Source organism: Candidatus Planktophila sp., assembly GCF_044232745.1.
GTDB lineage: Bacteria > Actinomycetota > Actinomycetes > Nanopelagicales > Nanopelagicaceae > Planktophila.
Genome location: NZ_JBIILI010000002.1, coordinates 61,014 through 73,709, shown reverse-complemented (window position 1 = coordinate 73,709; position 12,696 = coordinate 61,014). Strand labels below are relative to the sequence as shown.

The following is a 12,696-nucleotide window of genomic DNA, read 5'->3' as shown; positions in this document are numbered from 1 at the left end:
GCTGAAATGAAACGACTAATTACTGCAGCAGTGCTGATCGCGCTTGTCAGTCCGATTCCAATTGCGCAAGCTGCAACTAAGGTCGGAGCCAATTGTCCAACGGTGAATAAAACGGTGACTGAAAAGAGTTCGACCTTCATCTGCTTGAAGTCCGGAAGTAAAAGAAGCTGGCAATTGCTTACAGCAGACCTAAAGATCAAGCTAGCCGTTGAAAAAGCTGTAACCCTGAATGTAGTTCCTAAAGCTGTCACATCAAATATTCTGCAGGCTCGTAAGGATAAGAGTTCTTGGCTAGATCAAGAATGTTCAGTTGATTTTGCATCCACAGATACGCCTGTGTGTGAAGCTGGTGATTTGAATTCGAAGAAAGTGATTGTGCTGTACGGTGATTCGCATGCGTCGATGTGGATGAGCGCCCTAGATGTAATTGCGAAAAAGAATGGGTACAAGGTTCGACTTTTTGCAAAGTTAGCCTGCCCACTTGTTGAAATTCCGATTTGGAGTTATCAGCTGAATAAACCATTCATCGAATGCACGCAGTGGCAACAAAAAGTGTTCCCATTGATCTCAGCGCTTGCTCCAGAAATCATTATCGTCACAGATCAGTGGAAGCCTGCTGTTGTGGATGGAAAGAAGTCAGATTTTGATACTCCGTTTATGTGGGAGAAAGAGTTCCCGGTAGCTATGGCTCGCATATCTAAGATGGCAAAAAAGGTTTATGTCCTTGGTAATAACCCGAGCTTGACCCAAGACCCAGTTGATTGCGTTAGTAAGCCCAACGTAACTCTTGCGCTGTGTTCTGCTGGCCGCACACAGGCAGATAACGCCAAGTACAACAGTACTGAAGCCAAAGCGACCAAAGCTGTTGGTGGCACATATATCGATACCGTTGCCTGGGCATGCACCGATTCATTGTGTCCAATTGTGATCAATTCAAAGCTTGCATACTTCGACCAATGGCATTTTTCTGAAAGCTATGTGAAATTTTTGACACCAGCTTTGGAAAGTAAATTAGCGCCAGCTTTTAAGCCCTAAAGGACTGCGCTAGAACTAGACATAGCCCCCGTAGCCCTATCGCTGCGGGGGTTATTCTTTTCCCATGGCAAAAGATCCTTCGCGCGAAGCCCACTTCCCGGCTATTGAAAAGAAGTACGGCGAGAAGATGGCCTACTGGTTTAAGGTCATGGCAAAACTTGAAGGCAAGAAATATCCAGAGCAAATTGCACACTTGCGAGAAAACTATGGTTTTTCACAAGCCCATGCCAACGCACTTGTTATGTTTTCACGGGGCTCTGAATCATCACAAAGGTTTGCCACTCACACTGATTTTTATAAATCTGTAACTCCACAACAAGCAAAAACAATGAAGGCGATCTTTAAGGCAATCTCCACCAAGTTTCCCGACCTAGAACTTGTCATCGCCTATAACCAACCCATGGTCAAGTTTGAAAAGCATTACATCTTTGGTGCATCAGCATCGACCAAGCATGTGTTGATAGCGCCCTGGGATCAAAAGGTATTGCAGCAGTTTGCTCCAAAGTTCAAAGAGGGCAACGCCCTTAAAAAAACTATTCAGCTGCCCAATGACTGGGAGGTCGATGCCAAGTTGATCCAGGCCATGATTAAAGCAAGCCTGGCCAATCTCAAATAGACTGCACACATGAGCGCACTCTTTGATCCACTAACAATCCGCGAGGTCCAATTCAATAACCGCATCTGGGTGTCTCCTATGTGCCAGTACATGGCCAAGGATGGCTTTGTCGGCCAATGGCACGATGTTCACCTAGGTTCCTTTGCAACAGGTGGCACTGGTTTGATCATGGTCGAAGCAACAGGAGTTGTGCCAGAAGGTCGCATTTCAATTGGGTGCCCATCTATCGAAGATGACGCACATGCCAATGCATTTAAACCAATGGTTAATTTTGCACATAGCCACGATGTGAAGATCGGAATCCAATTAGCTCACGCAGGTCGTAAAGGCGGCACGATGTTGCCTTGGGATGATCACCGAATGGCATCACCTTCGGAAGGTGGCTGGCAAGCAGTTTCATCATCGGCAATTGCCTTTGAAGGCTACGCCGAACCTGTCGCCTTAACGATCCCGCAAATCCATCAGCTAACACAGGATTTTGTTGATGCAGCAAAGCGCGCAGTTGCTATTGGCTTTGATGTCATCGAACTACATGCAGCCCACGGTTATTTGTTTCACCAGTTCTATTCACCTCTTGCAAATAAGCGCACCGATGAATACGGCGGAGATTTTGCAAACAGAACCAGATTCCTTCTAGAAACTGTCGAAGCAGTTCGCGCAGCGATTCCAACAGGCACACCACTGTTTGTCAGAATATCCGCAACAGACTGGGTTGATGATGGTTGGAACTTGATTGATTCAGTTGAACTATGTACACAGCTAAAGGCGCTGGGTGTGGACTTGGTCGATGTTTCAACCGGTGGCAATGTTCATAACGCACCCATCAAAGCAACACCTGGTTTTCAAGTTCCTTTTGCTACAGCGATTAGAGCAGAAACCGGAATCATGACAACTGCTGTTGGCTTAATTACTGAACCAGAGCAAGCAGATCACATCATCCAAACCGGCGAGGCAGATGCTGTCTTTATGGCCCGCGAATTCCTGCGCAATCCACGCTTCCCTTTGCATGCTGCAGAAAAACTTGGTGTGAAGATTAAGTGGCCGCTACCAATAGAGCGCGGCAAGTTAAGTTAATTCCATGAAATCACTTGGCGCTGTTGCAGGTATTGCGATCGTTGCAATCTATGTCATTGGTTCTGGTCTCTGGGTAAATACTGGAGATAACTGGTATCGCACATTGAACCAACCAGCATGGCAACCACCGGGTTATATCTTTGGAATCATCTGGCCCTACAATTTTATTGTTTTAGGTATTGCCGCTGTCACTATTGCCCAACGTGCAACCAGCACAGCCACCCTGATCTATCTGACTTTCTTTGCCCTCTCTGTGGCATGTGCGCTGATCTGGGCCTATCAATTCTATCGGCCCCACAACCTTGAGTTTGCCGTGATCGCACTTTTTGGAACCGTGCTTTTGACCTTGCCTATGATGGTGATCGCATTTAGAACATCAATCCCTATTGGATTTGCGCTGCTTCCTTATCAACTCTGGGTAGCAACAGCTGCAACTCTTAGTTATCAATACAGCAAACTAAATTAACAAACTACTTGTTAAGCGGACCTAGTTTGTAACCATCTAATCGGATGGCAGGCTTGCTTTGATTTGCATGCTGAGACTTAAAGGCGCTCGTGCCGTCTGTTCCACATAAGAACAAGATCGCACCAGATCCACCAGGGTGAGAATTTATCCAGCTGGTTAAGTTGTACACGTAATCATTTACAACGGTCCAACAACTCTGTGCGTTGTTATTAGCCCTTACCTGGGTCATCGTGTAACCCGCAACTGTTGGCGTTGGTGTTGGTGTTGGTGTTGGTGTTGGTGTTGGTGTTGGTGTTGGTGTTGGTGTTGGCGTTGGCGTTGGGGTTGGTGTTGGTGTTGGTGTTGGTGTTGGTGTTGGTGTTGGACCAGCGAAAGATAAGTGGAGGTCGCTAAGTCATTCTTTTTCGAAATGAATGTGGTGGATAACTTCTAGACTGTTAATTCTTCTGCTATATTTTTCTTACTTGCGAAGTCAGTGATAAAGAATATCCATAGAGTTACAAAGCAAAAGCCCCGCGAAATATTGCGGGGCTTTTGTCTTGACTTCTATTCCGTAAAAGCACTTTAAAGAGTTGGAATAACTATCTCGTTGTACTGCATAAACCCTGGCTTCATTGGCGGATCAAAGCGACAGATCCTTGTCTCATTAGATAAGGCAATATTTTCTTTAGCAGCCAAAGCACGTAGCTCTGCTACTTTTTTCTTCATTACATCTTCATTTGCTCTACCTCTAAAAGAGGCTGCAACACAGCTCTCAGCCTCTAGCTGGCGCAACACAACCCGCGGATCATTGGGATCAGGCATATCCGCCTTAGTGCTACCTGCTGGCATTACAAAGGAAACAAACCACTCATCATCGGCCACCTTGTCAGCCTTTTGCGCACTGATAACAGGTGCTGTCATAGCAATTTTTTCTGATCGCTTATTGCCTTGAGAGATATATCCAAATAAAGATCTAAAGGCCACGCTTCCAGCAGATGAGTAATCTGCTGAGACTTTAACCTCAGCTAAGGAGCACGGTAGATACTCACGTAGCTCAAAGCCCTTATAGCTTTGAATAACTCTGAACTCTTGTCTCTCTGTCATGGCTTAACCCTAGATCTCCACGCACTCCAGGCACCAGTACTACCCAATGCCCACATCACCAACAACGGCTGAAAGAACAATCTAATTAACCGTGCTGTATCGCTATTTAAACCAAAGGCATCAACGCCGTTTACATACTGAGAGATATTTCCCCAAAAGATTGCCACAAAGAAGGCCGCAACTAGCCAACCTAACTGCACTCTGTATTGCCACAACGCTATTAACCCAACACCCAGTGCGATCTCAACCACCCCAGATGCCAACACCACAAAGTCTGCATAATCTTTTAACAGAGTTGGCACCTGTGCCTGAAACTCTTGCCTACTAGTTGTTAGATGCCCAATACCGGCATAGGCCAGAGCAAACCCCAAGAGCATCTGAGGCAGCCTTCGCACAATAATCATTGGATAAGTAAACACCCTTTAATCGATCTATTTGTGAAATAAACTTAACGAATAACTAATCTGGGTGGAATGATTAAGTTCGGTTCACTAATTTGTTTCAGTGAATTGAATTTTCCTATCGAATTACCCTCTTCCCCCATAAGCACTTTCAGTGCAAGGGATGCTACTTCTGGGATATTTTGATCTAGCGAGGAGAAATTAAAGACTTTGGAGGTTGGACTATTATCAAATCCAGAGACAGGGATAGTTTTTTTAAGGCTTGCTATCTCCATCTGTGCTCCTAAAGCCAAAGTATCACTGGCACAAACAAGCGCATCAATCTCTGGATGGCGCGAGAGTAAACGTGCAGTTGAAGCACGTGCGCTAGCTATTGTCTCTTCACCTAATTCAGAGTAATCACGTGGAGACCTCTTTGGCTTGAAATCCTTCAATTCAGCATAGGTCTGCGACCAACCAAGTAAGCGATCTTCTGCAACGCTCTTAGGTTTAGCAGAACTCTGATTGCTAGTTTTCCAACCGAGAAATCCAATTGTGCGATGTCCAAGTTTCCAGAACATTTTGGTCGCATCTCTAGTTCCGCTGGCACCATCAACATCGATCCATGGATATGAGTTAGCAAACTCAGGGGAACTTCCCCATGGTCTACCAAAACTGAGGAAAGGTACATTTCTGTCGAGTAGGTATTTAAGTCGTGGATCTGCTTCTACGGTCGAGGTTAGAAGAAATCCATCAACCTCACGGGAATCAATGAGTTTTGATAGTTTTTCTACTTCGTTTTCTTTCTCACCGCATGCATAAGTAAAAACTCTAATTCCACGCAATTCAGAGGCTCGAACAAGTTCATACACAAATTCATCTTGAATATATCCGGAGTACAGACCATCAGATCCCTTGCCTACAGGTGCATTTGAATCTACTCGGACCGCGATTGATGATGACTTTTTTGATCGTAATCGTCGAGCTGACAAATTCGGTGAATAGTTAAGTTTCTCAATAGCCTTCAAGACCTTCTTTGTTGTCTCAGGCTTTACTCTGTCCGGAAAATTGAGCACGTTAGAAACGGTTTGCAAGGAAACGCCCGCCTCTTGGGCAACAGAGACAATGGAAGCTCTTTTTTTATCCATTATTTGTATCCCAGAGATCCTGTTTGATTTACTACTGGGCAATCACTGCCTATTAGAAAGCCAGGAGTATGCAGCGACAGTCCACCCTTGAATAATTTGAGGTGGTTGTGCAATTCGATTTGTGTCTGCACGAACTCCGCTTTCATCCTCAAATTGTACATCCTGTATAAAACGATTGATGAGATCTTGTTCTGGCCAATCGCCACGGAAGAATTCGGGATACCCACCGCATGATTCAATTGCATTTTTAATTTTATCTTGCACATAAATAGATTCTCTGGTGAATCCTTGTTTTAAGAGCCCACGGGCGGTTAGGACGCCATCAAATGGCCACGCAGACCCTGTGTGGTATCCCCCAGGTCGATATGAAACATGCGCGTTTGAAAGTGTACGCAATCCACTATCACCCAACATCGAACTATCAGTCATCGCTGCGGCAATAGCTGTGCGATAGATGCTGAATTCATCACCTGAAAGAACATCAGAATCTAAGAGTCGACCTTGATTACTCGCGAGTGACTCGAATTTAACAATCTCACCATTCGAATCTCTTTCAAGACCCAAAGCAAAACTATCTCCCATCCAAAAATATGCGATTAAAGAGCGCCGAAGGTTGTGTGCTAATTGAGTCAACTCTTTTGTTGAAAGTGGCCAACTCTTAGTTGGTTTCAACAGCTGAATTTCCACAGCAGCCATAATTGCATCGTATGTTTCACCCACGGTTTCAACCGATGCAGTTGAATTTCCACGCGCTAATGCGCCATTGGCATGCATGTAGGAATCGCCAGAGTCTTTCCACACTTGATTAGCAATACCCTTGGGATTTGCTCGTGATGATTCGATAAAACCTGAAGGAGTGGCAAGACGCTTCAAGACCCACTCGGTCGAAGCAATGAAGCGCTCCCACAGGGCAACGCCACCAATATCAGTATCTAGAATTGATTGATCATCCTTTGCTGCACAATAAACTTGCTTCATCCAGATCAATGTTGCATCTACAGAGCCATAGTATGGAAACTTCCAGTCACCATGGTCGCTAAGTTTTTGTGCTACTGGATCATCAATACTTCGCACTTCATGGGCTATGCGCCCAGGCTCTTCTTCGCTTTTTGCATCAAATTTCTTTCCTTGATCCAGTGCAAGTGCAGAAATAACATTCATGCGCAAATGTGGCTTAACGTCAAACAGTAGATCTGAAATAACTAGTGAGTCACGCCCAAAAAGACAGTTATAAAGATTCTGCTCCGGTACATCCTTGTGTTGGCTTAATGGCACCGCTGCAAATGGGACCTGATACCCGTTGGCATGGCCAAGGATCATCTCTATCGCATCATTGATAGGTGGTCGATTGGCAGGATTAAGCGCAGGATCATTTTCTTGCACAATGATCTCGTAATTAACCGTAGTTTCGCCAGCTTTCAATTCATCCATTAAATTTCAGTCTCTCTCATTGCTTCGAATGTGGTGATGGCGATTGCCTGAGTTAATGTCAAAACTATTGAAATGAAGATAAATATCAGTGGGGCGCACACAACCACTATCGCTCCTGTTAGAAGTACTTCCTTTTTGCTGTGCTTCACATAAAGCATGAAGATCTCAAAAATAGGCGCTGCTTCTTGATATGCGACCTTACTTACAAAAACTGGATTTAGTACAAGCATTAACCCCATCCATGCGATCAATAATGTAAGAGCGCTGGATTTAAGAGCTATCGAAATCAAAAGAGATGCAGTCTCGAAATTGAGCATGTTGCTGAGCGCTAGAACAAACAGAATCCCCACGAACACATTAAGGACGGCTACCTTTTGAAACTGAGGAGATTCAATTAAATCAATCGGCCTAATCCGCTTATGCGAGAATTTAACAATTGTGGAGTTGAACAAGGAAATCAATGAGCACACCACCGCGCATCCCAACCGCATCAAAAGACTGGATGTTTGAAAAAGAAAGAGCAAGCTAATAGCCCACACCATAGAAGAAGGAATTGCCCGAAGATTTAGATCCCAGGTCAAAGAGAGAGCACTGCGAAGCGCACTCGATTTACCGTGAGTTTTTCGTATCTGCATTTCTATCCTTTCGCCGATGATGCGAGTTGGACGTTAATGATGTACCTCTGCCCAAAGGTATAAAGGGCCAGAATTGGGACGGTAGAAAGAACTACTAAGGCCATAATTGGCGGCCAATCTGTTGAGAATTGGCCCTTAAATTGCAAGATTCCAAAAGGCAGCGTCCAGTGTGATGGGCTTTGCAAAACAATAGAGGGCCAGAACAAGTCATTCCAGGTTCCCTGAAAAGTTAATATTGCAACTGTTGCTAACGCGGGCGCGGCATTAGGAAGCATCACACGCCAGAAGAGCTGGAAGGGCCCTGCTCCATCAATCTTTGCCGCATCTTCCATTTCCTTGGGCATGGTTAGGAAGTACTGACGCATTAAAAACACATCAGCAGCGCTAATAGCTTTGATTAGAAAAATTGCCAAGTAGTTGGTTGGCCCGGTGTTTATGAGACCCATATTCACTAATAGTTGATACATAGGAACAAGGCGCAGTTGATCGGGAATCATCATGCAACCAAGGACAACAAAGAAGAGAACATCGCGGCCCGGGAAATTTAGTCGAGCAAAGGCATAACCGGCTAACGCTGCAAAAATAAGGTGCAAGACAACAACAACACAAGCAATAAAGAGTGAGTTAGCAAAAAGTGTCTGAAAGTTAGGTTGTATCTTTCCAAAGACAGTTGCGTAAGCCTTCATGGTCGCTGCTTCAGGAATCAGATTACTTTGATACACCTCTTCTGATGGCTTGAATGAAGTGCTGAGAGACCAAAGAAAAGGAACGATAGTTAGGACTGAGTAGAAAATGAGTAGCCCATAGAAGCTAAATTTGCGGACTCTACTCATCAGTTATTTGCTTTCCAGGCCCCAGAGCCAAAAAGAGATTTCTGAAGAAGAGTCAGGGAGAAAATGATGATAAAGAGAATTACGCCAATAGAACTTGCATATCCAAACTCAAATTTTCTAAAGCAGGCGTTGTAAATGTAGAGAACAACAGTCATTAATGAATAATCTGGACTTCCATCTGCCCCACCAGCCAAAATGGCTTGGTCATACAGCTGCAGAGCACCAATCATTCCGGTTGCTACGACAAATAGATGTGCCGGCTTTAACAGCGGCATTGTGATGTACCAAAAGACTTGTCTGCGGCTAGCCCCATCCATCACGGCAGCCTCGGCATACTGCGAGTCAACGGTCTGTAAATTCGCGAGATAGAAAAGCATCATGGTGCCACTTGTCGTCCAGGCATTTAAACCAATGATCGAATACAGCGCTGTTCTAGAATCTGACAGCCAAGCACCTTGATTAAAAAGATTTGCGGTATCTACACCAAAGAAACGTAAGACCCCATTGAAGACGCCATCTGGTGCCATGAGAAAAATGAAAAGAGTTGTAATTGCCGCGCTGCTCGCGATTGATGGAAAGTAGAAAGCAGATCGGAAGAACTTACTCCCCTTGATCTTGGAATTAACCAAAAGTGCAAGATACAAACCCAAGGCACTTTGGATAGGAACGACGAGAGCTGCATACTTAACTGAATTTCTAATTGCCTTTAAGAATATTGGATCAGAAAAGGCTTTTCGATAATTATCTAACCCGACATATTCTGTAGGGCCCATAATTCCCCAGTCATACATTGAAATATAAATTGCATAGAAAAAGATTCCTACACTTAAAAACAAGAAAAGAGCCATAGGAATAGAGAGAAAACCGTAAGCAACAAGAGACTCTGTCTGCTTACGACTTAGTCGGAGGCTTTTCTGTTTAGTCAGTTGCATAGCCTCCCCCTCTTTTGTGGTTAATCAATGATGGTGCATGAATGACTAAGAGTAAGAGTTAAATCCGCCCCTTATGCAGAGATAACTCTTACTCTTATCTAGAAGAACCTTGATTTAGGCTTATTAGGGCCTAAATCAAGGTGCTTTCTATGTGTCCTATCCCTGTGGCCAGGCAGCATTTGCAGCGGCAATAACAGCTGCTGTCGCTTTCTTGACATCGAAGTTCTTATCTTGAATCTGCTTCTTTGCTTCGTTGTTGAATGCACCAACTACATCGCCCCAGCCCTTAAATGCTGGAGTTGTAATTGTTGTCTTCATTCCCGCTGCTACTCCATTGACTTCGTAGCCAAGTGGAGTTGCAACATCTGAACGTGAAGGAATTGCAACACCAAATGAAGTCCATACAGTCATGCCTCGAGCACCTGTCATGTATTCAATGAAAGTCCAAGCTTGCTTTGGATTTGGTGAATCCTTACCGATTGCATATGCAGCTGTGAACGCTAGAGATCCAGCTTGCTTCGCAGTTGGAAGTTGTCCCTTAATTAACTGCTTGTAAACAGCAGGGAATGAATCCTTAAGGTATGGATCTAACCAAGCGCCTTCCATTGTGTATGCACACTTTGCTTTACCAAACGCTTCTCCAGCCCATCCAGCTGAAAGCTGTGCAGGAGTCTTGAAAGCACCGGTCTTGTAATTGCCCATTGCCCATTCGAGCCCAGCCTTGGTACCAGCTGATGAAAGAAGTGACTTGTTTGCATTAGAAGCTAAACCGCCACCGAAGGCAACAAAATATGCACCAAGACGGTTGATGTCAGCATCAACACACATTGGTGTAATTTTCTTAGCCAATAGAGCCTTTGAGTGAGTTGCAAACTCTGCAATTGTCTTAGGCAAAGCTTTAATTCCAGCCTTTGCCATAAGTGCCTTGTTGCCCTCTAGAACCAATGGATTTGCATCCTTAGGCAAGCCATACAACTTTCCGCCATTTTGGAATGGCTTCAGGTAGCTAGCGTTGAAAGGAGTCAAACTAAATTTAGCTGCAGTGATTGATGGAGTTAGATCAAGAAGAACTCCCTGGGCAGCCCAATCTTGTGCGATTCCTGCATCAAGATAGAAAACATCATTAGGTGTCTTTGAGGCAAAACGAGCAGCCATTTGAGCACCGTGGTCGTTATCGACAATTAGATCCACCTTGATGGTTGGATTACGTGACTCAAAAGTTGCGATTGCATCCTTGAGTGCTGAAGTCTCTGATGGAGAAGAACCCCAAGTAGAAACAGAAATCGTGGTGACAGCCTCGGCAGCATTTGCCTGCGGCACTAGTGAAACAGTTACAGCAAGTGCCAGAAGTGACACCCAGATTGGAGCCTTTTTCATACTTCCCCCTATTTCCTTGATAATTTGAACGTTCAAATATTAGGGTGGCAAAGACTCCATGGCAATAGCCTTCGGCTCAGATTTTTATAACGTGTTTATAACGATAAAGGCCCCAGGAGGGTGGAGCTAGTTGTTTCTCACATACTCAGCTGCATGTGGAAAGCCATTTGCTTCTAGCTTCTCAGCTAACTCTGCCTTAACAGCCTTTACGACCTTATGTGTTCCGTCGCAGTTCTTCTCTTCATCTCTGGTGTATGTGCAGCTACAAGCGCCCATGTCATATCTCTTTTCTTGATTAAGGTTGGCGAAATCGTATAGGTCATACCGCCTTTATGCAGTCCAAAGGCCCCGCGCGTCAGCACGGAGCCTTTGAAATCAATGCTTATTGCTTAGATTTCATCATTCTCAAATGTCACAGCGAAACTGACCACATTCAGGACTGGCGCTTTAATCCACTTTTCCATCAATGAGTCATATGCTTTTGGGTTCTTGAAGTAGACATCATGTGTTGCACCATATGCAGCACCTGATTTGTGATGAACAGCAAAGATCCAACCAGGGTTGAGAGTGCCAGGACCTACTTCAGAAACCACGATCTTGTCAGCACCTTCAGTTAGCCAGTGCTTCTTCCACTCTTTTAATCGAGCAATCTGCTGCGCTCGAGTCTTGCCTGGTAAGCCTTCGACGATTGCAACTTCAACTGTACGTGCCATGTTCTCTCCTAAGTATTGTGGGGCTTTCGTTAATTCAATCTAAACCTGCTGAGAGAGGGTGTATATACCTGAGGCAATCTTTCTTGAAGGCTCAGCCTAAGCCTTTACGCTGAACCTCCTCGTACTGCGCGGTACACACCGTCCATGTTTTTTGCCGTGTTTTGCCTATTGCCTGATTTGTATAGGCCTTTAAACTTTCCCAATGCACACTAGCTACGAACAACGCCTCGAGTTCCTGCAGCAATTTAGCGATGGCCTAGAACTCTTCTCTGAAAAACACCCTCATTCAAAAATCGCACAGGGCGACGGCTGGAGAATCTGCAGTAGCAACTCACAATTTTCAATGCTCAATAATGCATTGCTCTACACATCACGCAAAGAAGCACTTGCCGAGTTAATCGCAACCATTGAAGCTAACCAGGCCCCTGCCGGAATTCGTTTAGCAGGACCAGCAATCGTGCACACAACCGCCTTAGCCGAACTGGGATACACAAACCATGGCGGCGGCCCATTTATGCTCTGGAGCGCAGATACATCCCTGGACACCTTCACACTGCGCGATGGCCTAACTGTCAGACGCCTTGTCCCAACCGACAGTGATGTCATGAACACAATTTACGCAGATGTCTACACAATGACTCCTGAAATGATTGCAGATTTCAAGCCCTTCCAATTTGCAACTGACCAGGATTACACCTGGGGCCTGTTTAAAGATGGCGAAATGGTTTCTCTAGTAACGGCAGTTATCTATAAAGACACCATTGGCGTTTGGAACATGGGCACGCCAACTATCCATCAGAAAAACGGATACGGATCCCAACTACTTAAATACGTCATGAAAACCCACAAAGACATGGGTGCCAAGAACTTCTTCCTGCACGCAACCACCGCCGGCAAGTTCTTGTATGACAAGTGCGGCTGGATCACCCTTGATTACCTGCCGTATCTATCAAAGGTCACCAAGAAGTAA

General features: G+C 44.9%; 16 protein-coding genes. 5 read left to right on the top strand and 11 right to left on the bottom strand.

All coding sequences use genetic code 11. The features are described from left to right. Positions 1–6: 6 nt before the first annotated feature. The 4 genes from AC9UGD_RS02040 (at position 7) to AC9UGD_RS02025 (ending at position 3,191) form a co-directional block, all read left to right on the top strand. Positions 7–1,035 (top strand): SGNH hydrolase domain-containing protein, encoded by a 1,029-nt coding sequence (locus AC9UGD_RS02040; protein ID WP_509568826.1) that lies wholly within the window; start codon positions 7–9, stop codon positions 1,033–1,035. Positions 1,036–1,099: 64 nt separating this feature from the next. Beyond that, positions 1,100–1,651: a DUF4287 domain-containing protein gene (locus AC9UGD_RS02035; RefSeq protein WP_509568823.1), complete on the top strand. Its 552-nt coding sequence runs from the start codon at positions 1,100–1,102 to the stop codon at positions 1,649–1,651. Between the two features lie 9 nt (positions 1,652–1,660). Then, a complete protein-coding gene (locus AC9UGD_RS02030; protein ID WP_509568820.1) occupies positions 1,661–2,725 on the top strand; it encodes an NADH:flavin oxidoreductase/NADH oxidase in 1,065 nt (354 codons plus the stop codon). Between the two features lie 4 nt (positions 2,726–2,729). After that, positions 2,730–3,191 (top strand): TspO/MBR family protein, encoded by a 462-nt coding sequence (locus AC9UGD_RS02025; protein ID WP_509568817.1) that lies wholly within the window; start codon positions 2,730–2,732, stop codon positions 3,189–3,191. Between the two features lie 4 nt (positions 3,192–3,195). On the opposite strand, the gene AC9UGD_RS02020 is transcribed toward AC9UGD_RS02025, so the two are convergent. From AC9UGD_RS02020 to AC9UGD_RS01970, 11 genes are all read right to left on the bottom strand, one after another. After that, positions 3,196–3,420: a cytochrome b5 domain-containing protein gene (locus tag AC9UGD_RS02020; RefSeq protein ID WP_509568814.1), complete on the bottom strand. Its 225-nt coding sequence runs from the start codon at positions 3,418–3,420 to the stop codon at positions 3,196–3,198. Between the two features lie 335 nt (positions 3,421–3,755). Continuing rightward, positions 3,756–4,277 (bottom strand): SOUL family heme-binding protein, encoded by a 522-nt coding sequence (locus AC9UGD_RS02015; RefSeq protein WP_509568811.1) that lies wholly within the window; start codon positions 4,275–4,277, stop codon positions 3,756–3,758. Then, positions 4,274–4,681, bottom strand: coding sequence for a DoxX family protein (locus tag AC9UGD_RS02010; RefSeq protein ID WP_509568808.1), 408 nt, complete (start codon positions 4,679–4,681; stop codon positions 4,274–4,276). The genes AC9UGD_RS02015 and AC9UGD_RS02010 overlap by 4 nt, the downstream gene beginning before the upstream one ends. Before the next feature lie 44 nt (positions 4,682–4,725). Then, on the bottom strand, positions 4,726–5,805 hold the full coding sequence (locus AC9UGD_RS02005; RefSeq protein WP_509568805.1) for a LacI family DNA-binding transcriptional regulator: 1,080 nt from the start codon (positions 5,803–5,805) through the stop codon (positions 4,726–4,728). A gap of 42 nt (positions 5,806–5,847) precedes the next feature. Next, complete coding sequence (locus tag AC9UGD_RS02000) at positions 5,848–7,236, bottom strand: amylo-alpha-1,6-glucosidase (RefSeq protein WP_509568803.1); 1,389 nt, start codon at positions 7,234–7,236, stop codon at positions 5,848–5,850. After that, positions 7,236–7,553 (bottom strand): hypothetical protein, encoded by a 318-nt coding sequence (locus AC9UGD_RS01995; RefSeq protein ID WP_509568800.1) that lies wholly within the window; start codon positions 7,551–7,553, stop codon positions 7,236–7,238. Before AC9UGD_RS01995 ends, AC9UGD_RS02000 begins: the two co-directional genes overlap by 1 nt. A 320-nt stretch (positions 7,554–7,873) precedes the next feature. Continuing rightward, the gene (locus AC9UGD_RS01990; protein WP_509568798.1) at positions 7,874–8,704 is read right to left on the bottom strand and encodes a carbohydrate ABC transporter permease; all 831 of its coding nucleotides are present in this window, start codon (positions 8,702–8,704) and stop codon (positions 7,874–7,876) included. Further along, a complete protein-coding gene (locus AC9UGD_RS01985) occupies positions 8,704–9,636 on the bottom strand; it encodes a carbohydrate ABC transporter permease (protein ID WP_509568795.1) in 933 nt (310 codons plus the stop codon). The genes AC9UGD_RS01990 and AC9UGD_RS01985 overlap by 1 nt, the downstream gene beginning before the upstream one ends. 156 nt (positions 9,637–9,792) lie before the next feature. Continuing rightward, entirely contained in the window at positions 9,793–11,013 is a 1,221-nt protein-coding gene (locus tag AC9UGD_RS01980) for an ABC transporter substrate-binding protein (protein ID WP_509568792.1), read from the bottom strand. A gap of 126 nt (positions 11,014–11,139) precedes the next feature. Then, positions 11,140–11,289, bottom strand: coding sequence for a hypothetical protein (locus tag AC9UGD_RS01975; RefSeq protein ID WP_509568789.1), 150 nt, complete (start codon positions 11,287–11,289; stop codon positions 11,140–11,142). Positions 11,290–11,402: 113 nt separating this feature from the next. Further along, the gene (locus tag AC9UGD_RS01970) at positions 11,403–11,726 is read right to left on the bottom strand and encodes a hypothetical protein (protein WP_509568787.1); all 324 of its coding nucleotides are present in this window, start codon (positions 11,724–11,726) and stop codon (positions 11,403–11,405) included. Between the two features lie 202 nt (positions 11,727–11,928). Between AC9UGD_RS01970 and AC9UGD_RS01965 the strand changes: the two genes are divergently transcribed. Further along, on the top strand, positions 11,929–12,696 hold the full coding sequence (locus tag AC9UGD_RS01965) for a GNAT family N-acetyltransferase (RefSeq protein WP_509568784.1): 768 nt from the start codon (positions 11,929–11,931) through the stop codon (positions 12,694–12,696).

Excerpts from the sequence above, each read along its gene's own strand:
- AC9UGD_RS01995 (WP_509568800.1), bottom strand. The coding sequence starts at position 7,553 with ATGCTCAATTTCGAGACTGCATCTCTTTTGATTTCGATAGCTCTTAAA.
- AC9UGD_RS02035 (WP_509568823.1), top strand. The coding sequence starts at position 1,100 with ATGGCAAAAGATCCTTCGCGCGAAGCCCACTTCCCGGCTATTGAAAAG.
- AC9UGD_RS02005 (WP_509568805.1), bottom strand. The coding sequence starts at position 5,805 with ATGGATAAAAAAAGAGCTTCCATTGTCTCTGTTGCCCAAGAGGCGGGC.
- AC9UGD_RS02025 (WP_509568817.1), top strand. The coding sequence starts at position 2,730 with ATGAAATCACTTGGCGCTGTTGCAGGTATTGCGATCGTTGCAATCTAT.
- AC9UGD_RS02040 (WP_509568826.1), top strand. The coding sequence starts at position 7 with ATGAAACGACTAATTACTGCAGCAGTGCTGATCGCGCTTGTCAGTCCG.
- AC9UGD_RS01970 (WP_509568787.1), bottom strand. The coding sequence starts at position 11,726 with ATGGCACGTACAGTTGAAGTTGCAATCGTCGAAGGCTTACCAGGCAAG.
- AC9UGD_RS02010 (WP_509568808.1), bottom strand. The coding sequence starts at position 4,681 with ATGATTATTGTGCGAAGGCTGCCTCAGATGCTCTTGGGGTTTGCTCTG.
- AC9UGD_RS01980 (WP_509568792.1), bottom strand. The coding sequence starts at position 11,013 with ATGAAAAAGGCTCCAATCTGGGTGTCACTTCTGGCACTTGCTGTAACT.
- AC9UGD_RS02030 (WP_509568820.1), top strand. The coding sequence starts at position 1,661 with ATGAGCGCACTCTTTGATCCACTAACAATCCGCGAGGTCCAATTCAAT.
- AC9UGD_RS01975 (WP_509568789.1), bottom strand. The coding sequence starts at position 11,289 with ATGGGCGCTTGTAGCTGCACATACACCAGAGATGAAGAGAAGAACTGC.
- AC9UGD_RS02020 (WP_509568814.1), bottom strand. The coding sequence starts at position 3,420 with ATGACCCAGGTAAGGGCTAATAACAACGCACAGAGTTGTTGGACCGTT.
- AC9UGD_RS01990 (WP_509568798.1), bottom strand. The coding sequence starts at position 8,704 with ATGAGTAGAGTCCGCAAATTTAGCTTCTATGGGCTACTCATTTTCTAC.
- AC9UGD_RS01965 (WP_509568784.1), top strand. The coding sequence starts at position 11,929 with ATGCACACTAGCTACGAACAACGCCTCGAGTTCCTGCAGCAATTTAGC.
- AC9UGD_RS02015 (WP_509568811.1), bottom strand. The coding sequence starts at position 4,277 with ATGACAGAGAGACAAGAGTTCAGAGTTATTCAAAGCTATAAGGGCTTT.
- AC9UGD_RS01985 (WP_509568795.1), bottom strand. The coding sequence starts at position 9,636 with ATGCAACTGACTAAACAGAAAAGCCTCCGACTAAGTCGTAAGCAGACA.
- AC9UGD_RS02000 (WP_509568803.1), bottom strand. The coding sequence starts at position 7,236 with ATGGATGAATTGAAAGCTGGCGAAACTACGGTTAATTACGAGATCATT.